The organism is Azospirillum sp. UENF 211521, from assembly GCF_058780535.1.
In genome coordinates this window covers 2,921,648-2,947,728 of sequence record NZ_JBSNCF010000001.1, presented here as the reverse complement: position 1 = coordinate 2,947,728, position 26,081 = coordinate 2,921,648, and the positions used below count along the sequence as shown (strand labels likewise).

The 26,081-nt window shown below is 67.5% G+C and carries 23 protein-coding genes, 4 tRNA genes and 2 pseudogenes; 19 read left to right on the top strand and 10 right to left on the bottom strand.

Annotation, left to right across the window (positions count from 1 at the left end):
- Positions 1–198: 198 nt before the first annotated feature.
- A complete protein-coding gene (locus ACWPN5_RS13910; RefSeq protein WP_492295864.1) occupies positions 199–1,113 on the top strand; it encodes an ROK family protein in 915 nt (304 codons plus the stop codon).
- Positions 1,114–1,206: 93 nt separating this feature from the next.
- On the top strand, positions 1,207–1,536 hold the full coding sequence (locus tag ACWPN5_RS13905) for a hypothetical protein (protein ID WP_145681611.1): 330 nt from the start codon (positions 1,207–1,209) through the stop codon (positions 1,534–1,536).
- A 233-nt stretch (positions 1,537–1,769) separates the two neighbouring features.
- On the opposite strand, the gene nagA is transcribed toward ACWPN5_RS13905, so the two are convergent.
- The gene (gene nagA, locus ACWPN5_RS13900; RefSeq protein ID WP_492295862.1) at positions 1,770–2,957 is read right to left on the bottom strand and encodes an N-acetylglucosamine-6-phosphate deacetylase; all 1,188 of its coding nucleotides are present in this window, start codon (positions 2,955–2,957) and stop codon (positions 1,770–1,772) included.
- 493 nt (positions 2,958–3,450) lie between these two features.
- Here nagA and otsB point away from each other — a divergent pair, with 493 nt between their 5' ends.
- Both otsB and ACWPN5_RS13890 read left to right on the top strand, forming a co-directional pair.
- On the top strand, positions 3,451–4,275 hold the full coding sequence (gene otsB, locus ACWPN5_RS13895; protein ID WP_492295860.1) for a trehalose-phosphatase: 825 nt from the start codon (positions 3,451–3,453) through the stop codon (positions 4,273–4,275).
- 75 nt (positions 4,276–4,350) lie between these two features.
- A complete protein-coding gene (locus tag ACWPN5_RS13890; RefSeq protein ID WP_145681617.1) occupies positions 4,351–4,596 on the top strand; it encodes a hypothetical protein in 246 nt (81 codons plus the stop codon).
- 34 nt (positions 4,597–4,630) lie between these two features.
- Here ACWPN5_RS13890 and ACWPN5_RS13885 read toward each other — a convergent pair whose 3' ends face one another.
- The 5 genes from ACWPN5_RS13885 to ACWPN5_RS13865 form a co-directional block, all read right to left on the bottom strand.
- The gene (locus tag ACWPN5_RS13885; protein ID WP_492295857.1) at positions 4,631–5,263 is read right to left on the bottom strand and encodes an ABC transporter ATP-binding protein; all 633 of its coding nucleotides are present in this window, start codon (positions 5,261–5,263) and stop codon (positions 4,631–4,633) included.
- A gap of 81 nt (positions 5,264–5,344) precedes the next feature.
- On the bottom strand, positions 5,345–6,091 hold the full coding sequence (locus tag ACWPN5_RS13880; RefSeq protein ID WP_145681620.1) for an ABC transporter ATP-binding protein: 747 nt from the start codon (positions 6,089–6,091) through the stop codon (positions 5,345–5,347).
- Positions 6,088–7,929, bottom strand: a complete 1,842-nt coding sequence (locus tag ACWPN5_RS13875) for an ABC transporter permease (RefSeq protein WP_492295854.1) — start codon at positions 7,927–7,929, stop codon at positions 6,088–6,090. Before ACWPN5_RS13875 ends, ACWPN5_RS13880 begins: the two co-directional genes overlap by 4 nt.
- Before the next feature lie 219 nt (positions 7,930–8,148).
- The gene (locus tag ACWPN5_RS13870) at positions 8,149–9,375 is read right to left on the bottom strand and encodes an ABC transporter substrate-binding protein (RefSeq protein ID WP_145681624.1); all 1,227 of its coding nucleotides are present in this window, start codon (positions 9,373–9,375) and stop codon (positions 8,149–8,151) included.
- A gap of 158 nt (positions 9,376–9,533) precedes the next feature.
- Positions 9,534–9,974, bottom strand: coding sequence for a MarR family winged helix-turn-helix transcriptional regulator (locus ACWPN5_RS13865; protein ID WP_145679993.1), 441 nt, complete (start codon positions 9,972–9,974; stop codon positions 9,534–9,536).
- Positions 9,975–10,853: 879 nt separating this feature from the next.
- Here ACWPN5_RS13865 and ACWPN5_RS13860 point away from each other — a divergent pair.
- Complete coding sequence (locus tag ACWPN5_RS13860) at positions 10,854–12,158, top strand: outer membrane beta-barrel protein (RefSeq protein ID WP_145679991.1); 1,305 nt, start codon at positions 10,854–10,856, stop codon at positions 12,156–12,158.
- 248 nt (positions 12,159–12,406) lie between these two features.
- Positions 12,407–12,964 (top strand): polysaccharide biosynthesis/export family protein, encoded by a 558-nt coding sequence (locus ACWPN5_RS13855; RefSeq protein ID WP_492295851.1) that lies wholly within the window; start codon positions 12,407–12,409, stop codon positions 12,962–12,964.
- Between the two features lie 159 nt (positions 12,965–13,123).
- Here the strand turns inward: ACWPN5_RS13855 and ACWPN5_RS13850 are convergent, their stop codons facing one another.
- Together ACWPN5_RS13850 and ACWPN5_RS13845 are read right to left on the bottom strand one after the other, a co-directional pair.
- Positions 13,124–13,396 (bottom strand): hypothetical protein, encoded by a 273-nt coding sequence (locus ACWPN5_RS13850; protein ID WP_200479559.1) that lies wholly within the window; start codon positions 13,394–13,396, stop codon positions 13,124–13,126.
- Positions 13,397–13,490: 94 nt separating this feature from the next.
- The gene (locus ACWPN5_RS13845) at positions 13,491–13,949 is read right to left on the bottom strand and encodes a hemerythrin family protein (protein ID WP_492295850.1); all 459 of its coding nucleotides are present in this window, start codon (positions 13,947–13,949) and stop codon (positions 13,491–13,493) included.
- A gap of 387 nt (positions 13,950–14,336) precedes the next feature.
- On the opposite strand from ACWPN5_RS13845, the gene ACWPN5_RS13840 reads away from it, so the two are divergent.
- Complete coding sequence (locus ACWPN5_RS13840; protein ID WP_145681630.1) at positions 14,337–15,149, top strand: methyltransferase domain-containing protein; 813 nt, start codon at positions 14,337–14,339, stop codon at positions 15,147–15,149.
- A 224-nt stretch (positions 15,150–15,373) separates the two neighbouring features.
- Here ACWPN5_RS13840 and ACWPN5_RS13835 read toward each other — a convergent pair.
- A tRNA-Thr gene (locus ACWPN5_RS13835) sits at positions 15,374–15,449 on the bottom strand.
- 91 nt (positions 15,450–15,540) lie between these two features.
- Positions 15,541–16,392, bottom strand: a complete 852-nt coding sequence (gene rlmB, locus ACWPN5_RS13830; RefSeq protein ID WP_200479562.1) for a 23S rRNA (guanosine(2251)-2'-O)-methyltransferase RlmB — start codon at positions 16,390–16,392, stop codon at positions 15,541–15,543.
- Between the two features lie 144 nt (positions 16,393–16,536).
- Here rlmB and ACWPN5_RS13825 point away from each other — a divergent pair.
- The 12 genes and pseudogenes from ACWPN5_RS13825 (at position 16,537) to ACWPN5_RS13770 (ending at position 25,986) form a co-directional block, all read left to right on the top strand.
- A tRNA-Tyr gene (locus ACWPN5_RS13825) sits at positions 16,537–16,622 on the top strand.
- A 60-nt stretch (positions 16,623–16,682) separates the two neighbouring features.
- Positions 16,683–16,756 (top strand) — tRNA-Gly (locus tag ACWPN5_RS13820).
- 81 nt (positions 16,757–16,837) lie between these two features.
- Positions 16,838–18,029, top strand: a pseudogene (tuf, locus tag ACWPN5_RS13815) (elongation factor Tu).
- Positions 18,030–18,184: 155 nt separating this feature from the next.
- Positions 18,185–18,260: transfer RNA gene (locus tag ACWPN5_RS13810), tRNA-Trp, on the top strand.
- Positions 18,261–18,329: 69 nt separating this feature from the next.
- Positions 18,330–18,527: a preprotein translocase subunit SecE gene (secE, locus tag ACWPN5_RS13805; RefSeq protein ID WP_035675069.1), complete on the top strand. Its 198-nt coding sequence runs from the start codon at positions 18,330–18,332 to the stop codon at positions 18,525–18,527.
- A 5-nt stretch (positions 18,528–18,532) separates the two neighbouring features.
- Positions 18,533–19,063 (top strand): transcription termination/antitermination protein NusG, encoded by a 531-nt coding sequence (gene nusG, locus ACWPN5_RS13800; protein WP_014241052.1) that lies wholly within the window; start codon positions 18,533–18,535, stop codon positions 19,061–19,063.
- A 134-nt stretch (positions 19,064–19,197) separates the two neighbouring features.
- On the top strand, positions 19,198–19,632 hold the full coding sequence (rplK, locus tag ACWPN5_RS13795) for a 50S ribosomal protein L11 (RefSeq protein WP_014241051.1): 435 nt from the start codon (positions 19,198–19,200) through the stop codon (positions 19,630–19,632).
- A 4-nt stretch (positions 19,633–19,636) separates the two neighbouring features.
- Positions 19,637–20,338 (top strand): 50S ribosomal protein L1, encoded by a 702-nt coding sequence (gene rplA, locus ACWPN5_RS13790; RefSeq protein ID WP_035675066.1) that lies wholly within the window; start codon positions 19,637–19,639, stop codon positions 20,336–20,338.
- A 267-nt stretch (positions 20,339–20,605) separates the two neighbouring features.
- Positions 20,606–21,125: pseudogene (gene rplJ, locus ACWPN5_RS13785) on the top strand (50S ribosomal protein L10).
- A 57-nt stretch (positions 21,126–21,182) separates the two neighbouring features.
- The gene (gene rplL, locus ACWPN5_RS13780) at positions 21,183–21,557 is read left to right on the top strand and encodes a 50S ribosomal protein L7/L12 (RefSeq protein WP_035675064.1); all 375 of its coding nucleotides are present in this window, start codon (positions 21,183–21,185) and stop codon (positions 21,555–21,557) included.
- Positions 21,558–21,860: 303 nt separating this feature from the next.
- A complete protein-coding gene (gene rpoB, locus ACWPN5_RS13775) occupies positions 21,861–24,464 on the top strand; it encodes a DNA-directed RNA polymerase subunit beta (RefSeq protein ID WP_492295846.1) in 2,604 nt (867 codons plus the stop codon).
- Positions 24,352–25,986 carry a DNA-directed RNA polymerase subunit beta gene (locus ACWPN5_RS13770; protein ID WP_492296390.1) on the top strand — a complete coding sequence of 545 codons (1,635 nt, stop codon included), beginning with the start codon at positions 24,352–24,354 and terminating at the stop codon, positions 25,984–25,986. The genes rpoB and ACWPN5_RS13770 overlap by 113 nt, the downstream gene beginning before the upstream one ends.
- The last annotated feature ends 95 nt before the right edge of the window (positions 25,987–26,081 follow it).

Here is a 26,081-nt window from a genome sequence, read left to right as displayed (position 1 = left end):
GCGCGCAATCCAATTGATGGGACGTGACACTCCTGACTCTAGTGGTCCGCCGCCGTCCTGCGACGGTGCAAAGGGACGGGACCGCCACCTCTTATGGAGGAGGCGCGCGTCGGGATGGCTGATTCGGGCGGAGCGCTGCGCTATAGGGGGGACTGCTTTTCCACCCCCTTCACTGTCCACCCGCGCTGGGAGTCCGTCATGGGCATGGGTCCGATGCGAATCGGCGTCGATCTGGGCGGCACCAAGATCGCCGCCACCCTCCTGGCTCCGGACGGGACGGAGCGGGCGCGGCATCGCGCCGCCACGCCGCGCGGCTATGCGGAGACGCTGCAGGCGCTGGCCGGCGCCGTGGCGGCGCTGGAGGAGCGGGCGGGGTGCGAGGACGCCACGGTCGGGCTGTGCCTGCCCGGCATCGTCGACGGCGCCGCCGGCACGGTGCGCGCGGTCAACCTGCCCTGGCTCGACGGCCGGCCCTTCGCCGCCGATCTGGCGCGGGCGCTGGGCCGTCCGGTGCGGATCGCCAACGACGCCAACGCCTTTGTCCTTTCGGAGGCGGTGGACGGGGCCGCCGCCGCGGCGCCGCTGGTCTTCGGGATCATCCTCGGCACCGGGGTCGGCGGCGGGATCGTCGCGGACCGGCGCATCCTGGCCGGCGCCAACGCCCTCGCCGGGGAATGGGGGCACAACCCGCTGCCCTGGCGGGTGGCGGAGGACGGCCCGCCTGTGCCCTGCGGCTGCGGGCGGGAGGGCTGCATCGAGACGCTGCTGTGCGGCGCCGGGCTGGCCCGCCTGCACCACTGGCGCACCGGGGAAGCGCTGGACCCTCCGGAGATCGCCGCCCGCGCCATGGCCGGCGACGCGCAGGCCCGGGCGACGCTGGCCCGCCACGCCGACGCGCTGGCCCGCGCGCTGGCCGCCGTCATCAACCTGCTCGACCCCGACGCGGTGGTGGTCGGCGGCGGTCTGTCGGACCTGCCGGGGCTTTATGAGGCCGTGCCGGCCCTGTGGGGGCGCTGGGCGCTGAGCCCGGCGCCGCGCACCCGCTTCCTCCGGGCGCGCCATGGCGCCGAAAGCGGTATGCGCGGCGCGGCGTGGCTTTGGCCCAAGGACTGATTCCGTCGGTCCGCGGCATGATGCCTAAGGGCAATGTCTCTAAATTGGCGCAGCTTTTGCTCTATACCCTCCGACACGGAAGGGAGAGGGCCCATGTTCGGCTTCATCACGGGGTTTCAGAAGGGGCAGCGCGGGTCTTCGCTGCAAACTGCAAATCAAAATGCCTATCGCAATATGCAGAAAGCGGCGGCGTCGCTTCCTGCGAATGGCGTACTGGCCAAACGTCAGTTGGAGGAAGCCTGCGTGCGCCTTCAGGACGCCGCCGACGACCTGGAATCGGTGCTGTCGGGGATGCCTATGCCGGCCGGCCGGGCCGACCTGAACGAGGCGATCGGCACGATCATGGAGACGTTGAGGCTCGTCGCCTCCGCCCATGCGCGGCTGGAACACCCGCAGATCCATGGCGGCGCGCTGGCCGACTGACGACGCCGGCGGGGCCTCCCATAACGCGAAAGGGCGGCTCCGCCGGGGAGCCGCCCTTTCGCGTGTCCGGAGACCCGGCCTCCGATCACTCGGAAACGGTCTGCCAGAAGAAGAACACGACGGCCAGAACCATCAGGGCGATGTCCATGGGTAACTCTCCTCGAAGCTGCGTATGAGGGTCGAAATTCTGGCGCCTCTATACGACAGTTTTGCGTGCGCGTGCAGGGGGTGTTTCACGAAAGCGCCATTTTGCCGCCGATCCAGGTCGCCCGCACCCGCAGCCGCTCGTCGAGATGCACGAGGTCGGCGGCCAGACCGGGCCGGATGCGGCCGCGCCGTCCCGCCATGCCCATGAAGTCGGCGGGATAGGCGGCGGCCATGCGCAGCGCCTCGTCCAGCGGGATGCCGACCCGCTCCACGGCGTTGCGCACCGCCGTCGCCATGTCCAGGGCCGACCCGGCCAGCGTGCCGTCGGCGGTGACACAACGCCCGTCCTCCACCCGGATGTCCTCGCCGTAGAGCTGGAAGCTGCCGGCCAAGTGAGGGGCGGGCGCACCGACCGGGGGCATCGCGTCGGTCACCAGGAACAGCCGGCCACGGGCCTTCGCCTTCCAGGCCAGCCGGACGGAGGCGTCGTGGACGTGGTGCCCGTCGACGATGATCCCGCACCAGACCGCGTCGTCCTCCAGCGCGGCCCCGACCATGCCGGGTTCGCGCGAGCCGAGCGGGCTCATGGCGTTGAACAGGTGGGTCACCCCGGTGATGCCGGCGGCGAAGCCGGCTTTGGCCTGCGTCCAGCTGGCGGCGCTGTGGCCGGCGGCGATGCGCAGGCCGGCGGCGGCCAGCCGGCGGACCGGCTCTGGCGGAACCGCTTCCGGCGCCAGCGTGACCAGCGCCGGCAGGCCGGAGAGGCCGCCGAGCAGGGCGAGGTCGTCGGCGTCGGGGGGCGCGATGAAGCGCGCGTCATGGACGCCGCGGCGCTCCGGCGCGATGTGCGGGCCTTCCAGATGGATGCCGAGCACGCCGGGCATCCCCTCCGCCATGGCGGCGCGCACCGCAGCGACGGCGGCGGCGCGCTTTTCCGCCGAATCGGTGATGAGGGTGGGCAGCAGGCCGGTGGTGCCGAAGCGGCGGTGCGCCTCGGCGATGCGGCGCAGCGTCGGCAGGTCGGGCGTGTCGTTGAACAGCGCACCGCCGCCGCCGTTCACCTGGAGGTCGATGAAGCCGGGGGCGAGGACGCCGCCGCCCAGGTCCGTCACCGCGGCCTCGGCCGGGATCGCCTCGGGCGCGATGATGGCGGTGATGGCCGGGCCGTCGATCAGCAGGGCGGCGCCCGCCAGCACCGAATCGCCGGTGTGGAGCGTGGCGTTGACCAGAGCCTTGAGCGGCCGGTCGGCGGCGGGGCTGTGTGCGTGATTCAAGTCGGCACCCGGTGGGCTGCGGCGGGGGAATAGGCGATGGGCCGACAGGAAAACCCGGCGGGCCCCGCGGCGCAAGGGGGCGTCGCACGGCAAAACCCCGCGCTCTGTGCGGATTATGCCGCTGGATTTGTTGGGGTATGGTGTTTGTTAGGGATTGCCAGAAGGGACAGGTTTCTGGCAGAAAAAAGGCCGCTGACGAACAGCGGCCTGAGTTTAGGGAGGAAACGCCCAAGAAGGGCGAAGCAGCAATCTCTTGCTGCGCTGCAAAATTAACAAAGATCTCAGGTGGGTGAAAACCCCGAAGCAATGGCCCCCTGCGGGGCCGTTGCTTTTTCCGGGGTCGCTGTGACCGGAGAGTCACAATCGTATCGGGTGCGATAACATCGTTGATTGACGCATCCGGACCCCAAGGCGCGCTTTCCCGTTGTTCCGATCGTGCGCCGGTGCGACCGCGCCCGCCGACGATGCCTGCCGACGATGAGGAGAGCCGACCGTGACCAATCAGCCGTCCCCCGCTTCCAGCGCAGGCAAGCCGTCGGCGCTCGTCCGGTTCGACGCCTTCGCGGCGATGCTGGGCGACCGGCGGCCCGCCGTCTTCCTCGACTATGACGGGACCCTGACGCCCATCGTGGAGCGGCCCGATCTGGCGATCCTCGACGACTCCGTGCGCGCGGTGATCCGGCGGTTGGCCGGGCTGTGCCCGGTGGCGGTGGTCAGCGGGCGGGACCTCGACGACGTGGCCCGCCATGTCGGGATCGACAACCTGATCTACGCCGGCAGCCACGGCTTCGACATCCGCGGTCCCGGCCTGCGCACGCAGATCGGCGAGGAGTATCTGGGCGACCTCGACGCCGCGGAGACGGACCTGCGGCGGCGCCTGAACGGCGTCGAGGGCGCGCTGGTCGAGCGCAAGCGCTTCGCCATCGCCATCCACACCCGGCGGGTCGCCGCGGAGCGCAAGGCGCCGGTCGGCGACGTGGTGCGGGAGGTCGCGGCGGCCTTTCCGAACCTGCGCGTCACCGGCGGCAAGGAGATCCACGAGTTGCGGCCCAACGTCCCCTGGGACAAGGGCAAGGCGGTGCTCTCGCTGCTCGACACCCTGGATCTGGCAGGGCCGGAGACGCTGCCGCTCTATCTCGGCGACGACGAGACGGACGAGGACGCCTTCCGCGCCCTGGCGGCGCGTGGAGAGGGGCGTGGCGCCGGCATCCGCGTCATGGACCCGCCGGCCCCCAGCGCCGCCGCATGGAGCCTGAAGGACCCGGCGGAGGCCGGCGCCTTCCTCGACCGTCTGGCCGGCTGGCTGGCTGAGGGCTGAACGAGCCGGCGCTCCCTGTCGCATTTCCACCAAAAAAGGGGTAGGGTGGTCGCCGATCAATCGAGGGTCCCCACCATGGACATCAGCGCGCCCGGCGCACCGCGGATGCCGTCCCTGCCCGATGCTCAGGCCTCCGCCCTGGCGGGGCTTCAGGGCGCCCAGTCCCGCGCTGACGAGGCCGGGGCGCAACTCGCCGCCGGCAACCTCGACCCGGCGGTGGTGGTCAGCCTGTCCTCGGCCCAGACCGACTTTGCCGCCAACGTCAAGGTGATGCAGGCCGCGCAGGAGAACACCAAGCGCGTCCTCGACATGCTGGTGTAAGTCTTCACACCGCCAGCCCTCACACCGCCAGCCCTCATACCGCCAGATAGGCCCGGCGCACCGTTTCATCCTCCAGCAGCGTCCGCATCGGACCTTCGAAGCGGATCTGCCCCTTCTCGATGACGCTCGCGCGGTCGGCGACCGCGGCGGCGAAGGCAAGATTCTGTTCGGACACGAGGATCGACAGCCCCTCGGCCTTCAGGGCGCGCAGGGCGTCGGCCATCTGCTGCACAATGCGCGGGGCCAGCCCCTCGGATGGCTCGTCGAGCAGCAGGAGCGACGGGTTGCCCATCAGCGTGCGGGCGAGCGTCAGCATCTGCTGCTCCCCGCCGCTCATCCGCCCGCCGCGGCGGCCCCGCATCTCGGCGAGGTTGGGGAAGAGGGCGTAGAGCCGCTCCGGCGTCCAGTGGGGCGCGCCGTCGCGGGGCGGCTGGCGGCCGACCTCCAGATTTTCCTCCACCGTCAGGTCGGTGAAGACGCGGCGGTCCTCCGGCACGTAGCCGAGGCCGAGCCGCGCGATGCGGTGCGGCGGCAGGCCCGAGACGTCGCGCCCGTCGAAGGCCACCGCGCCGGACCGCCGGTCGAGAAGGCCCATGATCGCCTTCATCGTCGTCGTCTTGCCGGCGCCGTTGCGGCCCATCAGGGCGACCACCTCGCCCCGGCCCACCGCCAGATCGACTCCGGTCAGGATGTGGGCGCGCCCGTACCAGGCCTGAAGCCCGCGGACTTCTCAGAAGCGGCGGGACGGTCATGCGGCACCTCCCAGATAGACGGCCTGCACCTTCGGGTCGGCGCGCACGGCGTCGGGCGTGCCCTCGGCGATCAACTGGCCGCGGTCGAGCACGATGATGCGGGTGGCGTGGCCGAACACGACGTCCATGTCATGCTCCGTGAACAGGACGGCGAGGCCGCGCTCGCGGACGAGGGAGGAGGTCAGCGCCATCAGTTCCTGCCGCTCGCCGGGGGCCATGCCGGCGGTGGGTTCGTCCATCAGCAGGATTTTCGGGTCGCCGGCCAGCGCCATGGCGAGTTCGACGCGCTTCAGGTCGCCATAGGCCAACACGCCGCATGGGCGCTCCGCCTGGGCGCCCATGCCGACGCGCTCCAGCAGGGCCATCGCCTCGTCGCGGAAGCCGGAGGCGGCCGGGGTCCACAGCCCGAACAGGCGCCGATGGACGGAGAGCAGGACCATCTGCACGTTCTCGCGCACCGTCATCGAGGCAAAGGTGGCGGTGATCTGGAAGGTGCGCCCGACGCCCATCCGCCAGATGCGCCGCGGCGGCAGGCCGATGATGTCCACCCCGTCGAGCCGCACCGTGCCCGCGTCGGGCCGCAACTGGCCGTTCAGCAGGTTGAAGCAGGTCGTTTTGCCGGCGCCGTTCGGCCCGATCAGCGCCAGCACCTCCCCGGCGTCCAGCGCGAAGGACACGCCGCGCACGGCCTGCACGCCGCCGAAGGCGCGCTGGAGATTTTCGACGGCGAGGCGGCGGCTCATGAGTCCCTCCCGCGGGTCCACAGGTCGCGGACGAAGCCGGCGACACCCTTGGGAAAGGCCAGAACCAGCACCAGAATGACGGCGCCCAGAACCAGCCGCCACCAGTCGGTCCGGCTCATCGCCTCGGTCTCCAGCAGGTGGAACAGGGCCGCCCCCGCCACCGGGCCGCTCAGCGTCTGGATGCCGCCCATCAGCACCATGACCAGAGCGTCCACCGACACCGGCACGGCCATCAGGGTGGGGAAGACGCTGCCCTTGGCGAAGGCGTAGAGCCCACCGGCCAGACCGGCGACGGAGCCGGCCAGGGCGAAGCTCAGCCACTGGTGCCGCCGGACGTCGATGCCCACCAACTCGGCGCGCAGCGCGGAGTCGCGCCCGGCGCGCAGCGTGTAGCCGAAGGGCGCGAAGGCGGCGCGGCGCAGCAGCAGCAGCGCGCCGCCGGCCAGCGCCAGCGTCAGCCAGTAATAGGCCGCCTTGCCGGCCGCCCAGTCCGGCGGCCAGACGCCGAGGATGCCATTGTCGCCGCCGGTGACGCCGTACCACTGGAAAGTCACCGACCAGACGATCTGCGCGAAGGCCAGGGTGAGCATGGCGAAATACAGCCCCGACCGCCGCACGCAGAACCAGCCGGCGGCCAGCGCGCCCAGCCCGGCGAGCAGCGGGGCGGCGGCCAGCGCCAGCGGCATGGGGGCGGCGAGATGCTTGACCAGCAGGGCCGCGCCGTAGGCGCCCAGCCCGAAATAGGCGGCGTGCCCGAAGGAGACGAGGCCGCCCAGCCCGATCAGCAGATGCAGGCTGGCCGCCAGCAGCGCCAGGATCACCACCTCGGTCAGCACAATCAGCGCGTAGTCGCCGGCGACCAGCGGCACCGCCGCCAGCAGGGCGAGCAGCAGGGCGGGCGCCCAGCGCGCCACTCCGGTCGCGGCGCTCAGCGGCGGGCCGGGGCTGGCGGCGGTGGGCGGCGCGTCCTCGGCGCGGCCGAGCAGCCCGTAGGGACGGATGACCAGCACCACCGCCATGAACAGGAAGACCAGGACCAGCGTGATTTGCGGGAAGACCAGGATGCCGAAGGCCTGCAACTGCCCGATCAGCAGCGAGGCGATGAAGGCGCCGGTCAGGCTGCCCATGCCGCCGACCACGACGACGACGAAGGCCTCGACGACGATGGCCATGTCCATGTGCAGGTTCACCGCCTCGCGCGGGACCTGGAGCGCGCCGCCGAGCCCGGCCAGGGCCGACCCCAGGAACAGCACCCCGGTGAACAGCCGCGCCGGATCGACGCCGAGCGCCGAGGCCATGTCGCGGTCCTGGGTCGCCGCGCGGACCAGCGTGCCCCAGCGCGTGCGGTTGAACAGCAGCCAGAGCAACCCCAGCACCAGCGGCCCCAGCCCGATCAGCACGAGGTCGTAGAGCGGGAAGGGCTGGTCCAGGATGTCCACGGAGCCGCGCAGCCCCGGCGCCCGGCGTCCAAGCAGATCCTCCGACCCCCAGATCCACGAGGCGGCGTCCTGCACCACCAGCACCACGCCGAAGGTGGCGAGCAGCTGGAACAGCTCCGGCGAGCGGTAGAGGCGGCGCAGCAGCCCGACCTCCATCAGCGCGCCGAGCAGCCCGCCCGCCAGCGCTGCTGCAGCCACCGCGCCCCAGAAGCCCAGCGGCGTGGTCCCCCAGCGCTCCACCAGCGTCCAGCCGAGATAGGCGCCGAGCATGTAGAAGGAGCCGTGCGCGAAATTCACGATCCGCGTCACGCCGAACACGATGGTCAGCCCGGACGACACCAGGAACAGCGTCGCCGCCGTGGCGAGGCCGCTGAGGAATTGCACGAGGTAGAAGGACATCGGCTCTTTTCGGCAGTCTGCGGGGGAGCGAGGGCTTGCCCCCTCCCTAACCCTCCCCCGCTCTCGGCGGACCTTTGGTCCGCCTGCCGCGTCAGCGCAAACCAAAGGTTTGCGCGGGAGCTCCGCAGGGGAGGGGATCAAGCTCCCTCTCCTGCGAAGCGGGGGAGGGAAGGGGCCCGCGGCGAAGGCGCGGGAAGGGTGGGGGCAAGACTCCGTCCCTTACTCCGGACGCATCTTGCGGACCGCCTCGTCGGACGGCAGATAGTCCGCGCCGTCGGCGTAGCGCCAGCCGGTCATCACGCCCTGGCCGTCCTTCACCGTGGTCTTGCCGACATAGGCGCCCATCGTCGCCTGATGGTCGAGCGCGCGGAAGGTGATCGGGCCGAAGGGGCTGGACAGGGCCAACCCGGACAGGGCGTCCACGACCTTTTCGGCGTCGGTGGAGCCGGCCTTTTCCACGGCGGCGGCGATGGCCTTGAAGGTGGCGTAGCCGACGACCGAGCCCTGGCGCGGCGGTTCGTTGAAGCGCTTCACATAGGCCTCGCGGAAGGCCTTGTGCTCCGGCGTGTCGATCTGCTCCTGCGGGTAGCCGGTGACGATCCAGCCCTCCGGCGCCTCGTCCTTCATCGGATCGAGATATTCCGGCTCGCCGGTCAGCAGGCTGACGACGGTGCGGTTGCGGAACAGGCCGCGCCCCTCGCCCTCGCGCACGAACTTGGCGAGGTCGGCGCCGAAGGTGACGTTGAAGATGGCGTCGGGCTTGGCCGCGGCCAGCGCCTGCACGGTCGGCCCGGCCTCCAGCTTGCCCTGGGCCGGCCACTGCTCGGCGACGAACTCGACGTCCGGGCGCTTTTCCGACAGGAGCTGGCGGAACCACTGCACCGCCGACTGGCCGTACTCGTAGTTGGGGGCGACGGTGGCCCAGCGCTTGGCCGGCAGCTTCGCCGCCTCCTCCACCAGCATGGCCGCCTGCATGTAGGTGCTGGGGCGCAGGCGGAAGGTGTAGCGGTTGCCCTTGGTCCAGGTGATGGCGTCGGTCAGCGGCTCCGCCGCCACGAAGGGCAGCTTGTTGCGCGCGGCGAAGTCGGCCACGGCCAGCCCGACGTGGGAGAAGTAGGTGCCGGCCAGCAGCTCGACCTTCTCGTTCGACAGCAGCTCCTGCGCGACGCGCACGGCGTCGTCGGGCTTGCCGGCGTCGTCGCGGGAGACGACCTCCAGCTTGCGCCCGCCGAGCAGGCCGCCCGCTGCGTTCACCTCCTCCACCGCGAGCTGCCAGCCCTGGCGGTAGGGGATCGTGAAGGCCGGCAGGCCGGTGTAGCTGTTGATCTCGCCGACGCGGATCGGCTGGCTTCCCGCCTGGGCGTGGGATGCCGACGGCGCGGCGACGCAAAGGGCGGCGGCGAGGGCGGCGGCGCCCGGTGCGAGCAGGAAATGGCGGCGGTTCATGGTCGGCGGTATCCCGGCGCGGTTGGCGGCTGCCCGAACGCATGGAACGGCAGCGTGAACGCAATGTCTGCGTTCATAGCAAACCCACCGCAAAAGTCACCGTTCCGTTGCGCCGCACCACGCCGGTTTTCCGCGGGCCGGTGCCGGAACCGCCGGCGTCACATCAGGCGGGACAGGAGCAGGAGGAACGTCGTCTGCTCCTCCGGGGTCAGCGGGTCCAGCGTGCGGGTGTGCGCCCGGGTGGCGTTTTCCAGCAGGGCGTTGACCAGCGACTGGCCGGCGCGGGTCAGGCTGACGCTGGTGCGCCGCCGGTCCTGCGGATCCGGCTGGCGTTCCACCAGATTGCGCTCCACGAGGCGCAGGATCACGCCCTGGGTGGTCGCCGGGTCCATGAAGGTCAGCCGGCCGAGCTGGTTCTGCGACAGCGACCCTTCGGCCCGCAGCGTGACCAGCGCTCCCCACTGGGTGGGGGTGAGCTGGGAATCGCCGATCATGTCCATGAAGATGGAGGACGCGCGCTGGTGGGCCCGGCGAAGGCGATAGTGGACCTGCCCGGTCAGCAGGTAATCGTCGGTCGGAGGATGGGCGATCTGATCCATGGGCGCACACGAGCGTTGCGGAGCCGGACCGTTTCCGGTTGCGGCGGGTGTCGGCGGAACACCGTGCGACAGGTTCGGCAGCCATCCCGGGGAATGTTCCCGGGCCTTCGCCAAATGCAGCAGGCTTCGCTTTGAAGCCTAGGGGTGGATGTCGCAATAGGCAACGCTCGCCGCTGCGGCATACGGCCACAGTCGAGGCCCTGTCACTATTTGAAATGCAAAGCACTCGCGAACGAAGATGAGGCGTGCGTTTCAGGAATCTTACCGGGGGACTGGGCGGCAATCTGCATATGCGGGTGTGTTTTGGTCCTACCAGACGCTTGTCCGCATTTCGATTATGGGTTTTGTTTCGGCGGATAGGTGTTCGGCGGCGGAGTCCTTTCGCGATCGGACTTCGGAAGGTCGCCATCCGGTGGCGGAACGCTTCCGGGCGTGTAGGGCGGCATCACGACGTCGTCTCCGGGATGGCGGGGCGATTTGGGCGGCGACGGTGTGGTCGGTTGTGTGGTCGGGGGGCTGGTCATGCTGGGCGCCTTCTGATGAATTCCTTTGACGCGGCTCTCGGACCGCCCTTGCGTGAACGGCCGCCGCTGCCGGCTGGTTCCCGCGGAGGCGGGCCCGTCGTTTCGCGGTCGTATGACCTTAGCTCTAATGATGCGGGCGTATGGCAATAGAGCGCCCGTCTGACGCAAGTCTTGTTGCGCCAACAACACAGGCGCGGGCAAAAACCACGGCCGAACGGCTTCACTGTTGCACGGACATCACGCTATGAGTTGTCTTTGCAGCGACTGTCCGCTTCTGCCGGAGCGGCGAATGCACATTCCGAGGCCATTCGGCCGCCCGATACGAGCCACTGATTTCAGCCTAGCGCGGTGACCCATGAAGCCCAGCTCCCTGTCCTTCCTCGCCCTCGCGCTCGCGTCCACCGTGCTGACGGCGCTGCCCGCGGCCACGCCGGTGAGCGCCCAGGAACTGCAGCCCGGTGAATCCGTGCTGGAGCGCCGCCGTCCGGAGGTCGAGCAGCTCGGCATCCGCGCCGGATCGTTCCGTATCCTGCCGCGCATCGAGACCGGCCTGACCTATGAAAGCAACGTCTTCGCGACCGAGAACGACACCCGCGACGACTTCATCTGGGTCACCCAGCCGCGCGTCGACGTGCGTTCGGATTTCAACAACCACGCCCTGAACTTCTCGGCCTCCGGCAACATCGGCCGCTTCTTCGACTACTCGTCGGAGAACTACGCCGATTACCGGGCCCAGGTGGACGGCCGCTACGACATCACCCGCGACAGCTCGGTCAGCGGCCTGCTGTTCAGCCGCCGCGACCATGAGGGGCGGTCCGACCCGAACTTCGACGTGTCGCTGGGCACCGGCACCGTGGTGCCGCGCTTCGCGGAGCCGGTGAACTACTTCACCCACGGCGGCGAGGCGTCGTTCAACCAGCGCTTCAACCGCCTGCGCCTGCGCGTGACCGGCGGCGCCCAGTACACCTCCTACCAGGACGCCGAACTGACCAACGGGCGGTCGGAGTCTCAGGAGGACCGCGACCGCTGGAGCTACACGGGCACCGCCCGCGCCGGCTACGAGTTCATCCAGGGCTACGAGGCCTTCGTCCAGGGGTCCTACAACTGGACCCGGTACCGGCTGACCCCGGATTTTGGCGGCGTCAACCGCGACTCGGACGGCTACGAGGTCGTCGGCGGCCTGTCCACCGACCTGACCGGCCTGATCAACGGCGAGATCTATGCCGGTTATCTGAGCCGGACCTACGACGATCCGACGCTGAAGGATTTCGGTGGTCTGGCCCTGGGCGGCCGCCTGAACTGGTCGGTGACCCAGCTCACCTCGGTCACCGGCTCGCTCAGCCGTCAGGTCCGCGAATCGACCTACGCCCGCGGCAGCCAGATCGCGTCGAGCTACAACCGCACCGTCGCCGCCGTCGGCGTGGACCACGAGCTTCTGCGCACCTTGCTGCTGAACGCCCGCGTCCAGTGGCGCCAGGACGACTTCAACGGCGTGGACCGCACCGACGACGTTTACACGCTGGGGGCCGGCGCCAGCTACCAGCTCAGCCGCTATGTCTTCGTGAATGGTGGTTATACTTACGAAAAGCGTAACTCGAACCTCAGTGGCTTCGATTATTCCGACAATCTGGTCTATCTGCGCGTCGGCGCCCAGATGTAAGCGGGTTGTTCAAGGCATAATGAGGGGGGCGTCCATCGGCCGATGGGCGCCCCTTTTGCATTTCCGCCTATACGGTGACGCGAATCCTTTTCCTCCGTTGGCGTTACTTCCTCTCCACTTTTTCCCAAGCGCGTGTGAGTTGCTAGTCTCCCTCCGTGACCGCTCAGGGTTTGGCCGCTTCGTCCGCGGAGCGCGGGCCCGATGTCCTCACGAGCTATGGAGAAGGGTTAGGGATGAATTGACGTAACGTGTTCCGCGCGCTCGGAATGACCGTGGTCGCCGCCGCGATGGTCGGCTGCGCCGGTGGCCAGGATGCCCCTCTCGAACCGCCCGGCGTCGCCCAGATGACGGACTACCGCCTGGGGGCCGGCGACGCGCTGCGCGTCATCGTCTTCGGCGAGGAGCAGCTATCCGGCGAGTTCCGCGTCGACGGGTCGGGCAAGGTCGCCATGCCGTTGATCGGCGAGGTGACGGCCCGCGGCCATACCCCGCGCGAGCTGGAGGCCGACATTTCCAAGCGCCTGTCGCAGGGCTACGTCCGCGACGCCAAGGTCAGCGTCGAGGTGCTGAACCACCGGCCCTTCTTCATCCTGGGCGAGGTCCGCAACCCCGGCCAGTACCAGTACGTCAACGGCATGACCGCCCTGTCGGCGGTGGCGATGGCCGGCGGCTACACCTACCGCGCCAAGGAGGACTACGTCCTGATCACCCGCGGGGCCGATCCCAAGAAAGAGCTGCGCCGCGCCCCGATCACCACTCCGGTGATGCCCGACGACGTGCTGCGCGTGCCGGAGCGTTATTTCTGATCGGCGCCGGGTTCCGAACACTCGCCAGACGGCTCATTCGTTTCGGAAGACTGGGGCAGGCGCCCCGCCAGCATTCGACGCCATGACGATGTCCCTCTTCCCACGCGGAAGAGGGACATTTTTTTGCGCAGCCTCCATCCGCCGACGTTCGCCGTCGCTTCAGCCGTCGTCGCGGACCCCCTCGCCGTAGGGGAGGTCGCCCTTGCGGAAGGCGTCGGCGCCCTTGGAGTGGCCCGAGGGTGCGCGGGCGTCGGGAGGAGCCGGATCGTGGGCGCTGGCGGCGGGGGGCGGCCGGGTGCCCGCAGCCTCGTCGTCGGTGCCCAGCGGGGCCGCGGCGGGGTCGGAGGCGGGGATCTTGTCGCCGGTCAGCCCCTTGTCGATGGCGTCGCGCAGCCGCTGCGCCCCGGCATTGGGGGTATCGGGTTTGTCCATGAGGGAACCTGGGTCGGTTGCGGGAAGGGATCGTCCCTTCTCCCAACCGGTCCGCGGAGGCGCGGTTCCCCCGGAACGAGGGCCCAGGGCCGCGTCAGGAGCGCAGGGCGTCTTGGTCCGCCTCGTCCAGGCTGTCGAGCCAATCATCCATGGAGATCATCGGCGGCTCGTCTCCGGCCCGCCGGGCGGCCTCCACCAGTTCGGTGTCGGCGGTGTTGGAATGAACGATGAACCACAGCATCAGCCGATTCGCGTCGTCACCGGTTGGCGGATGGCCGCGCGTGGCGGCGTCCAGTAGGGCATCGATGATGGCGAGGTAGTTGCGGTGGGCCTGCTCGTGCCGGTCCCGCCGATCGGCGGCCAGGACGGCCATCTCCGCTGCCTCCGTGGCGAAATGCTCGGCCACCTCGTGCCGCAGCGCGGTCAACTCCGCGAGTCCGAGCGGGCCGCCTGCGTTCATCGCTGAAAGGAGGTCGAGAATGGCGCCATGCTCCGCGTCGATGACGCCGGAGCCGGTTGGGATGAGGGAATTGGCGGTGCGGTGGTGCGGCATGATGGGCGTGATTGTGAGGACCGATCCGGCGACAGAGAGGTGCGGGGGGGTTGCGGGGCTGGAGCCGTTTCCGGAAGTGCTCCTTTGAATCGGTGGGCTTCAGGCGGGCTTCTCAACGGGTGGAGTTTATCAGGAATTGCAACGGCGTTCACAGCGTCAAAGCCGCGGCCGGACGTTTCGATGGGCATAGAAAGCCCGGACGGGACCCAATGATTGCCGTGCCTGGCCAAGGGGCAATCCGAAGCGCGACGTCCGCGCGAAAATTTCTCTTTTGAGTGGATGATTGTGCGAATTAGATTGTTTCGGATCGAAATCGCAAGACGTGGATCAATCCCAAGTCCGGAAAATGAAAATTTCCGCAGGAAAAATTGAAGGAAGAGACTATCAATGGATAGGAATGAAATTATAAGATCAATGATAAATACAAGTGGCCTCGGCTTGGAGATAGGGGCAAGTTATAATCCGGTCATGCCTAAAAGAGATGGCTACAACATACGCATTGCTGATTATGCAGGCCACGACTATTTACGAAAACTGCATAATTTAAGCTCTGATCACATCGAGGATGTGGACTATGTGACAAATGGCGGTCCGGTATCGAAGGCCGTCGAGGATGAGAACTGCTTCGATTACATCGTCGCATCCCACATGATTGAGCATTGTGTGGACTTCATTGGGTTCTTGAAAGATTGCGAGACGCTGTTAAAGCCTGATGGCGCCCTGGTTTTGGTCGTCCCCGATAAAAGAAATTGCTTCGATGTCTTTCAGTCCCTCTCAAGTGTGGGGGAGATGCTGGACATTCATCAAAAGCTGCCGAGAAAGCATGCTTCCGGGAAGCTTTTTGATCATCTTGCCTATGCGGGCGGGCGAAACGGCCATATCGTTTGGCCGCATGGCTGTCCGGTCGAGCTGGGTTTTGTTCACAGCCTTCCGGAGGCTCTCGCCGCATTTCAGCTGGCGGAAGCCAGTGACGAGTATCGCGACTGCCATTCATGGCGCTTTACGCCAAGCAGCTTCCGTCTGATCGTCAATGATCTCCATGAAATCGGGTCAGTAAGACTCAAGGAAAAGGGCTTCCGGGAGGGAAATGGCCCGGAATTTTATGTCAGCTTAAGTTTCGATGGACAAGGAGTTCCGGTCTCCAGAATTGATTTGGCCAAAAACATAATAAGGGAAATATCCGAGATCATTGTTAACTGAGAGGAATATGGAGAACAGAAGAGAGAGTTTTTCGGCGCGCGCGAAATTCTGCGCCAACGCTGACGGCATCGAGTTGTCCCGAATTCCCAGAAAGGAGGCGGAGAGAAGGGTTTGGATTCAACACGACGCTGCACCACAGCCGGCCTTAGACGCTGGCGGCAGACCTGCAGGGCGCCGATAGGGTTGAGGCCGCCCGGAGGCGGCCTCCAACCACTGGAATTCTATGGTGCCGGTTGCAGGGCTCGAACCCGCGACCTTCGGTTTACAAAACCGCTGCTCTACCAACTGAGCTAAACCGGCGCGCCGCCCGGCCAAACCGCGGCGGGCGCTTACACTAGCGTCCCGCGCGGTCCGCGGCAAGCCTCACCTGAGCGGCGCGAACGGCGATGCGTCAGCGCAGCCGGGCGACCTCGTAGAGGGCGACGGCGGCGGCGTTGGACACGTTGAGGCTGCCGACCGGCCCCTGGGTCGGCAGGCGGGCGATGACGTCGCAGCGCTCCATGGTCAGGCGGCGCAGTCCGGCGCCCTCCGCTCCCAGCACCAGCGCGGTGCGGCCGGTCAGGTTGCACTGGGCGAGCGTGCTCGTCCCCGACTCGGCGAGGCCGACGGTCCAGAAGCCGGCCTGCTGAAGGTCGGCCAGCGCGCGGGCGAGGTTGGTGACGCGGACCAGCGGCACCGACTCCAGCGCGCCCGAGGCGCTCTTGGCGAGCACGCCGGTGGTCTCCGGGGCGTTGCGCTCGGTCACCACCACCGCCTTGGCGCCGAAGGCCGAGGCGGAGCGCAGGATCGCCCCGACGTTGTGCGGGTCGGTCACCTGGTCGAGGACGACGATGAGCGCCGACGGCTCCGAATCGGCCTCCGCGCAGATGTCCTCGATGCCGATCTCGTCCAGCGGGGCGACATCCACCGCCACGCCCTGATGCACGGCGCCCGGCGGCAGCATGCGGTCCAGGTCGTTGCGGTCGGCCGGCATCAGGTTCGGCCGCAGCAGCCCGCGGGCCTTGGCCTGGGCCAGCACCGGCTCCAGGGCGGCGCGGCCCGCTTCCGTGGCAATCAGGCGGTGGATGCGCCGTTCCGGATTCAGCCACGCCGCCGACACCGGGTGCAGGCCGTAGAGCAGGACGCCCTGCGCGCCCCGCCCGGAGGGGCGGTCGCCGCGCGACTCGCGGTTGGATGCGGGATGGCTCTTGGCCGGGGCAGGGGGCTGGCCGTGGGGCGCGGATGGCTTCTTCGAACGGGTCATGGTGTCCGGCTGGAGGGGGCAGGGCTAAGCCCGCCGCGGTTATTCACAGTTTTCTGGTTTGGACTGCTTCAGACGTGTTGACAAGGCCTGAAAAATTCTCATAGTGCCGAACTCCGCGGCGGGCATGTCCCGCAGCGGGCCTGAGGAAGGGTGGCCGAGTGGTTAAAGGCAGCAGACTGTAAATCTGCCCGCGTAAGCGTACGCTGGTTCAAATCCAGCCCCTTCCACCACTACATTCCACGGCTTGTCCGTGATCGCGTTTCCCGGTCGATAGCGCCGGGCGGGGCATGGCGGGTGTAGCTCAATGGTAGAGCAGAAGCCTTCCAAGCTTACGACGGGGGTTCGATTCCCCTCACCCGCTCCAATCCCCCCGCGCTAAGGGAAATGTCGGTCTCGGCCGGGCCATTGTGTGCGTCCGGAACGTCGGGAACGAAAGACCAAAGCGATGGCGAAGGCAAAGTTTGAGCGGAACAAGCCGCACTGCAACATTGGCACGATCGGCCACGTCGACCACGGCAAGACGTCGCTGACGGCGGCGATCACGAAGGTGCTGGCCGAGAGCGGCGGCGCGACCTTCACCGCCTACGACCAGATCGACAAGGCGCCGGAAGAGAAGGCTCGTGGCATCACGATCTCGACCGCCCACGTCGAGTACGAGACGACCAACCGCCACTACGCCCACGTCGATTGCCCGGGCCACGCCGACTACGTGAAGAACATGATCACGGGCGCCGCGCAGATGGACGGCGCGATCCTGGTCGTGTCGGCCGCCGACGGCCCGATGCCGCAGACCCGCGAGCACATCCTGCTGGCCCGCCAGGTCGGCGTGCCGGCGCTGGTGGTGTTCATGAACAAGGTCGACATGGTCGACGATCCGGAGCTGCTCGAGCTGGTCGAGATGGAGGTGCGCGAGCTGCTGTCCTCCTACCAGTTCCCGGGCGACGACATTCCGATCGTCAAGGGCTCGGCGCTGTGCGCGCTGGAGGACCGTTCGCCGGAGATCGGCCGTGACGCGATCCTCAAGCTGATGGCCGAGGTCGACCAGTACATCCCGCAGCCGGAGCGTCCGAAGGACCGTCCGTTCCTGATGCCGATCGAGGACGTGTTCTCGATCTCGGGCCGCGGCACCGTGGTGACCGGCCGCGTCGAGCGCGGCATCGTCAAGGTCGGCGAGGAAGTCGAGATCGTCGGTCTGAAGACCACGGTCAAGACCACCGTGACCGGTGTGGAGATGTTCCGCAAGCTGCTCGAACTCGGGTGAGGCCGGTGACAACATCGGCGCGCTGCTGCGCGGCACGAAGCGTGAGGACGTCGAGCGCGGCCAGGTTCTGGCCAAGCCGGGCAGCATCACGCCGCACACCACCTTCAAGGCCGAGGCCTACATCCTGACGAAGGAAGAGGGTGGCCGTCACACGCCGTTCTTCACCAACTACCGTCCGCAGTTCTACTTCCGCACGACCGACGTGACGGGCATGGTGAAGCTGCCGGAAGGCACCGAGATGGTGATGCCGGGCGACAACATCTCCATGGAAGTCGAGCTGATCGCTCCGATCGCCATGGACGAGGGCCTGCGCTTCGCCATCCGCGAGGGTGGCCGCACGGTCGGCGCCGGCGTCGTCGCCTCGATCATCAAGTAAGTTGAAGGAGTCGATCCCGCCGCCGTTCCATCCGTGGTTCGGCGACGGGATCGGTCCCTGTCGATTTCGGCATGCCGGCCGATAAAAAGGCTAGCAAGCCACGCGGCTATGCGCTATAAGCTCCGCTCCCCGCCGGGGGTAGAGCCTGCGGCGATAGGAGTGTAGCTCAATTGGTAGAGCACCGGTCTCCAAAACCGGGGGCTGGGGGTTCGAGCCCCTCCACTCCTGCCACGCCGTACCGAACCAGAACGGGCCGCTGACCGCGCCCTACACGTCGCACCGGAGCCCGCACGGTCTACGATGGCTAAAGTGAACCCCGCAGAATTCGCGCGCGACGTCCGCCGCGAGGTGGCCAAGGTCACCTGGCCGACCCGCAAGGAAACCGGCGTGACGACCGCCATGGTGTTCGTCATGGTGGTGCTGGCTTCGCTGTTCTTCCTCGTCGTGGATCAGGTGCTGGCCTTCGCCGTCCGTATGATCCTTGGGCTGGGAGCCTGATCGCCATGGCCGCGCGCTGGTACGTCGTTCACGTCTATTCGGGCTTCGAAAAGAAGGTTTCCCAGGCCATCCGCGAAAAGGCGGCTCAGAAGGGTCTGGAAGACAAGTTCGAAGAGATCCTGGTGCCGACCGAGGAAGTGGTCGAGGTGCGCCGGGGTTCCAAGATCAACACCGAGCGGAAGTTCTTCCCCGGCTACGTCCTCATCAAGATGGATTTGACGGACGAGTCCTGGCATCTCGTGAAGAACACGCCGAAGGTCACCGGCTTCCTGGGCGGGGGCGGCAAGCCGCAGCCGATCAGCCAGCGCGAAGCCGAGCGGATCATCCATCAGGTGCAGGAAGGCTTTGAGCGCCCCAAGCCCTCGATCACCTTCGAGGTGGGCGAGCAGGTTCGTGTGAGCGACGGCCCCTTCACCTCCTTCAACGGCACCGTCGAGGAAGTCGACGAGGAGAAGGCCCGCCTCAAGGTGGCTGTGTCGATCTTCGGCCGCTCCACGCCGGTCGAGCTGGAATACACCCAGGTCGAGAAGGTCTGAGACCAACCGTTTTCCCGGGGCACGTGATGAACAGTCACGTGCTCCTTTCTGCTGCGGAAGGCCCGCCATAGCCGCACCGCAAAGCCCCGCGACGCCGGACAGCGTATCGAGGCGTCGTATCTGGAGGTTGTGACATGGCAAAGAAAATTGTCGGCTTCATCAAGCTGCAGGTTCCGGCCGGCAAGGCGAATCCGTCGCCGCCCATCGGCCCGGCGCTCGGTCAGCGCGGCCTGAACATCATGGAGTTCTGCAAGGCGTTCAACGCCAAGACGCAGGACCTGGAAGTCGGTATGCCGATCCCGGTGGTTATCACCGCGTACGGCGACCGTACCTTCACCTTCGTCACGAAGACCCCGCCGGTCAGCTACTTCCTGAAGAAGGCCGCTGGCATCGACAAGGGCTCGCAGACCACCGGCAAGGGCGCTTTCGCCGGCAAGATCACGAAGACCCAGATTCGTGACATCGCCGAGAAGAAGATGAAGGACCTGAACGCCCACGACGTCGAGGCGGCCGCGAGCATGATCGCTGGTTCCGCCCGCTCGATGGGCCTCGAAGTGGTGGAGGGCTGATCCCATGGCGAAGCTCGGCAAGCGTCTGACCGATTCCTACAAGAAGGTCGACCGCGAGGCGCTCTACTCCCTGGAAGGCGCCGTCTCCCTGATCAAGGGCCTGCCCAAGGCGAAGTTCGATGAGACCATCGAGATCGCCATGAACCTGGGCATCGATCCGCGTCACGCCGACCAGATGGTCCGCGGCGTGGTGAACCTGCCGAACGGCACGGGCAAGACCGTGCGCGTCGCCGTGTTCGCCAAGGGCACCAAGGCGGACGACGCCCTGGCCGCCGGCGCGGACATCGTCGGCGCCGACGATCTGGCCGAGAAGATCCTGGCCGGCAACATCGACTTCGACCGCTGCATCGCGTCCCCGGACATGATGGGCGTCGTCGGCAAGCTCGGTAAGGTGCTCGGCCCGCGCGGCCTGATGCCGAACCCGAAGCTCGGCACCGTGACCCCCGACGTGGCCGGCGCCGTCAAGGCCGCCAAGGCCGGCGCCGTGGAGTTCCGCGCCGAGAAGACCGGCATCGTGCACGCCGGCGTCGGCAAGGCCAGCTTCTCGGAAGAGGCCCTGGTGCAGAACATCCGCGCCTTCGTGGATGCCATCACCCGTGCCAAGCCGACCGGTGCCAAGGGCCAGTACCTGCTGAAGGTCTCGCTGTCCTCGACGATGGGCCCGGGCCTGAAGCTCGACCTGTCCACTCTGGCCGCCACGGCCTGAGTGACCTGAATTTCGCCGCCGGCACCCTCGGGAACCGGCGGCGATCGGGTGTCCCTGCGGGGATGCCCACCCTGTCCAAGACCGCTGGCGCCCGCGTCTCTCCGGAGGCAAAGGCTTAAACCCGCCAGAGCAGACAGGAGTTGAACCGTTAACCACGCGGGCTTGCCCGCGGTTCAGGAACGGCTCGAACTTCTGGGACAGGTTCGCCGGGGCTCCCCACCGAAAGGGAAGGGGTCCCTTGTAAACCTCTGTGCAAGGAGGCGATCCGTGGATCGTACACAAAAAGAAGCGACGATCGCGGACCTGCAGTCGAAGCTCCAGGAAACGGGCCTGGTGGTGGTCACCCACCATCTCGGCCTGACGGTGGCGGAAGTCACCGACCTGCGTGGCAAGATTCGGGCCGCGGGCGCGAGCTTCAAGGTGACGAAGAACCGGCTCGCCCGCCGCGCCCTTCAGGGCACGCAGTTCGAAGGTCTGGACGGTCTCTTCAAGGGACCGACCGCGATCGCCTACTCGAAGGATCCCGTCGCGGCCGCCAAGGTGGTGGCCGACTACGCGAAGACCAACGAGAAGCTGAAGATCGTCGGTGCCGCTCTCGGCGACCAGATCCTCGACGCGGAGGGAGTGAAGGCTCTCGCCACGCTCCCGTCGCTGGACGAACTGCGCGCCAAGCTCGTGGGCATGATCCAGAACTCCGGCGACCCGCATCGCCGGCGTCCTCCAGGCTCCGGGCGGCCAGGTCGCCCGTGTGCTGGCGGCCTACGCGAAGAAGGACGAGGCGGCCTGAGCCGCATCCGTCTAGCTGTCTACCCATCCCAGAACATCGAGTTGTTGGAGCATTAAAATGGCTGATCTGCAGAAGCTGGTCGACGATCTCTCGGCCCTGACCGTCATCGAGGCCGCCGAGCTGTCGAAGCTGCTGGAAGAGAAGTGGGGCGTTTCCGCCGCCGCTCCGGTGGCCGTTGCCGCCGCCGGTCCGGCCGCCGCCGCCGCCCCGGTCGAAGAGCAGACCGAGTTCAACGTGATCCTCGCCGACGCCGGCGACAAGAAGATCAACGTGATCAAGGAAGTCCGCGCCATCACCGGCCTGGGCCTGAAGGAAGCCAAGGACCTGGTCGAAGGCGCCCCGAAGCCGGTCAAGGAGGCCGTGTCGAAGGACGAGGCCGCCAAGATCAAGAAGCAGCTTGAAGAGGCCGGCGCCAAGGTCGATATTAAGTAAGACCCGTCTTGCTGCGACGGATAAGACATATCCACGCCGGACGGCGGCCGGTCCCCGAGGGGGCCTGCCGCCGCACGGCGTTTTCTGCCTTCCACCGGACCGGGTTTCTCGGTCCGGCTCTTTCCGTCCCTGCATAAGGGGCGGGCCGCGCGATCATCGCCGCGTCGCGGCGAGCACCCTGGTTCGCGTGCTTCTGGTCGAGCGTACTCACGATTCTGACGTTTGGGGACATCCATGGCCAAATCCTTTACGGGTCGAAAGCGTGTTCGGAAGAGCTTCGGGCGCATCCCGGAAGTCACCCAGATGCCCAACCTCATCGAGGTGCAGCGCAGCTCCTACGACCACTTCCTGCAAATGGACGTCCCGCCGGAGAAGCGGGCCAACCTGGGTCTGCAGGAGGTGTTCCGGTCGGTGTTCCCGATCAAGGACTTCTCCGACCGCGCCGTCCTCGACTTCGTGAAGTACGAGCTTGAGCAGCCCAAGTATGACGTCGAGGAGTGCCAGCAGCGTGGCATGACCTTCGCCGCCCCGCTGAAGGTGACCCTGCGCCTCTCCGTCTTCGACGTGGAAGAGGACACGGGCCTGCGCTCGATCCGCGACATCAAGGAGCAGGACGTCTACATGGGCGACATGCCCCTGATGACGGCCAACGGCACCTTCATCATCAACGGCACCGAGCGCGTCATCGTCTCGCAGATGCACCGCAGCCCGGGCGTCTTCTTCGACCATGACAAGGGCAAGACCCATTCGTCGGGCAAGTATCTCTTTGCCGCCCGCGTGATCCCGTACCGCGGCTCCTGGCTGGACTTCGAGTTCGACGCCAAGGACCTCGTCTACGTGCGCATCGACCGCCGCCGCAAGCTGCCGGCCACCACGCTGCTGTTCGCCCTGGACGGCGCGGAGACCGAGGCGCTGCGCGCCGAGCGCAAGGCGCAGAAGAAGGACCTGCTGCCCTACGAGGCGCAGGGCATGGCGAAGGAAGAAATCCTCAATTTCTTCTACGACACCATCACCTACACCCGCGCGTCGGGCGGCTGGAAGACCCCCTTCAACGCCGACCGCATGAAGGGCGTGAAGGTCGCCTCCGACCTCGTGGACGCGGCCTCCGGCCAGGTCGTCGCCGAGGCCGGCACCAAGATGACGCCGCGCCTGATCAAGAAGCTGGTCGAGGGTGGCCTCGCCGAGCAGCTCGTCTCCACCGAGGAGCTGACCGGCCGCTACCTCGCCGTCGACATCATCAACGAGCGGACCGGCGAAGTCCTGTTCGAAGCCGGTGACGAATTGTCGGCGAGCGACCTCGACAAGCTGGAGAAGGCGGGCGTCGACGAGCTGCCGGTGCTGGCGATCGACCACCTGAACGTCGGCGCCTACATCCGCAACACGATGGCGGCCGACCGCAACGCGTCCCGCGAGGATGCGCTGATCGATATCTACCGCGTCATGCGTCCGGGCGAGCCGCCGACCCTGGAGTTGGCCGAGGCGCTGTTCGCCGGCCTGTTCTTCGACAGCGAGCGCTACGACCTGTCGGCGGTGGGCCGCGTCAAGATGAACGCCCGCCTGAACTTCCAGACCGAGGACAGCGTCCGCGTCCTGCGCAAGCAGGACATCATGTCCATCCTCAAGGTTCTGGTGAACCTGAAGGACGGCCGCGGCGAGATCGACGACATCGACCATCTCGGCAACCGCCGCGTCCGCTCGGTCGGCGAGCTGATGGAGAACCAGTACCGCGTCGGTCTGCTGCGCATGGAGCGCGCGATCCGCGAGCGCATGAGCTCGGTCGAGATCGACACGGTCATGCCGCACGACCTGATCAACGCCAAGCCGGCGGCCGCCGCCGTGCGCGAGTTCTTCGGCTCGTCGCAGCTCTCGCAGTTCATGGACCAGACCAACCCGCTGTCCGAGATCACGCACAAGCGTCGTCTCTCGGCTCTCGGCCCGGGCGGTCTGACCCGCGAGCGCGCCGGCTTCGAAGTGCGCGACGTGCACCCGACGCACTACGGCCGCATCTGCCCGATTGAGACGCCGGAAGGTCCGAACATCGGTCTGATCAACTCGCTGGCGACCTACGCCCGGGTGAACCAGTACGGCTTCATCGAGAGCCCGTACCGCAAGGTGCGCGACAGCATCGTCACCGACGAGGTGGTCTACCTCTCCGCCATGGAGGAGGGCCGCTACGTCGTCGCCCAGGCGAACGCCGAGCTGGACGCGGACAACCGCTTCGCCGCCGACCTCGTGTCGTGCCGGCAGGGCGGCGAGTACCTGATGTTCCGCCCGGAGGCCATCGACCTGATCGACGTGTCGCCGAAGCAGCTCGTTTCCGTCGCCGCGGCGCTGATCCCGTTCCTGGAGAACGACGACGCGAACCGCGCGCTGATGGGCTCGAACATGCAGCGTCAGGCGGTGCCGCTGGTCAAGGCCGACGCGCCGCTGGTCGGCACGGGCATGGAGGCTACGGTCGCCCGTGACTCCGGCGTGACCATCGTCGCCAAGCGCAAGGGCATCGTCGACCAGATCGACGCGACCCGCATCGTGGTCCGGGCGACCGACTCGTCCGACGCCACGGCGCCGGGCGTGGACATCTACAACCTGCTGAAGTTCCAGCGTTCCAACCAGAACACCTGCATCACCCAGCGTCCGCTGGTGAAGGTGGGCGACCGCGTGGCGGCCGGCGACATCATCGCCGACGGCCCCTCGACGGAGCTGGGCGAGCTGGCGCTGGGCCGCAACGTGCTCGTCGCCTTCATGCCGTGGAACGGCTACAACTTCGAGGAACTCGATCCTCATCAACGAGCGCATCGTCAAGGACGACGTCTTCACCTCGATCCACATCGAGGAGTTCGAGGTCATGGCCCGCGACACCAAGCTGGGCCAGGAGGAAATCACCCGCGACATTCCGAACGTCGGTGAGGAAGCCCTCAAGAACCTCGACGAGGCCGGCATCGTCTACATCGGCGCCGAGGTCCGTCCGGGCGACATCCTGGTCGGCAAGGTGACGCCGAAGGGCGAAAGCCCGATGACGCCGGAAGAGAAGCTGCTGCGCGCCATCTTCGGCGAGAAGGCGTCCGACGTCCGCGACACCTCGCTGCGCCTGCCGCCGGGTGTGGCCGGGACGATCGTCGAGGTCCGCGTGTTCAGCCGCCGCGGCGTCGACAAGGACGAGCGCGCCCTGGCGATCGAGCGGGCCGAGATCGAGAAGCTGGCCAAGGACCGCGACGACGAGCGCGCGATCCTGGAGCGCAGCTTCTACACCCGCCTGAAGGAGGTCATCCTCGGCCAGACCGCCCAGTCCGGTCCGAAGGGCATGAAGGCCGGCACGGTCCTGACCGACGCCGAGCTGGCAAACCTGACCAAGGGCCAGTGGCGCCAGATCTCCATCGCCGACGAGCAGGTGATGGAGACGGTGGAGAGCCTGGGCAAGGTCTTCGACGACTCGATCCAGGCGCTGCAGAACCGCTTCGAGAACAAGGTCGAGAAGCTGCAGCGCGGCGACGAACTGCCGCCGGGCGTGATGAAGATGGTCAAGGTCTTCGTCGCGGTGAAGCGCAAGCTGCAGCCGGGCGACAAGATGGCCGGCCGCCACGGCAACAAGGGCGTGGTCTCCCGCATCCTGCCGCAGGAGGACATGCCGTACCTCGAGGACGGCCAGCCGGTCGACCTGGTGCTGAACCCGCTGGGCGTGCCGTCGCGCATGAACATCGGTCAGATCCTGGAGACCCACCTGGGCTGGGCGTCGGCCGGCCTCGGCAAGCAGATCGGCCGCGCCATCGACCAGTACCGTCTCGCCATGAAGGGCCGCGGCGACGCCGCCCAGACCATGGACGGGCTGCGCATCACGCTGAAGGAAGCCTACGGCCAGAAGGTCTACGACGACCAGATCGCCGACATGACCGAGGGCGAGCTGCTGGAGCTGGGCGGCAACCTGCGCAAGGGCGTTCCCTTCGCCACGCCGGTCTTCGACGGCGCGCGCGAGGAGGACATCTGCCAGCAGCTGGAGAAGGCGGGTCTGGACCGCTCCGGTCAGGTCACCCTGATCGACGGCCGCACCGGCGAGGCCTTCGACCGCAAGGTGACCGTCGGCTACATCTACATGCTGAAGCTGCACCACTTGGTGGACGACAAGATCCACGCGCGCTCGATCGGTCCGTACTCGCTGGTCACCCAGCAGCCGCTCGGCGGTAAGGCCCAGTTCGGCGGACAGCGGTTCGGTGAAATGGAAGTGTGGGCGCTCGAAGCCTACGGCGCCGCCTACACGCTGCAGGAAATGCTCACGGTCAAGTCGGACGACGTGTCCGGCCGCACCAAGGTCTACGAGGCGATCGTCCGCGGCGACGACAACTTCGAGGCGGGCATCCCTGAGTCCTTCAACGTTCTGGTCAAGGAGCTGCGCTCCCTGGGCCTGAACGTCGAGCTGAACCAGCGGTCGTACTGAGCCCAAGAGACTTGAACCCGCCGGAGGAGGGGCCATGTTGGCCCCTTCCGGCGGGAACTGCCCTTAACCGACAACGCGGCGCTGCCAGCGGGAGA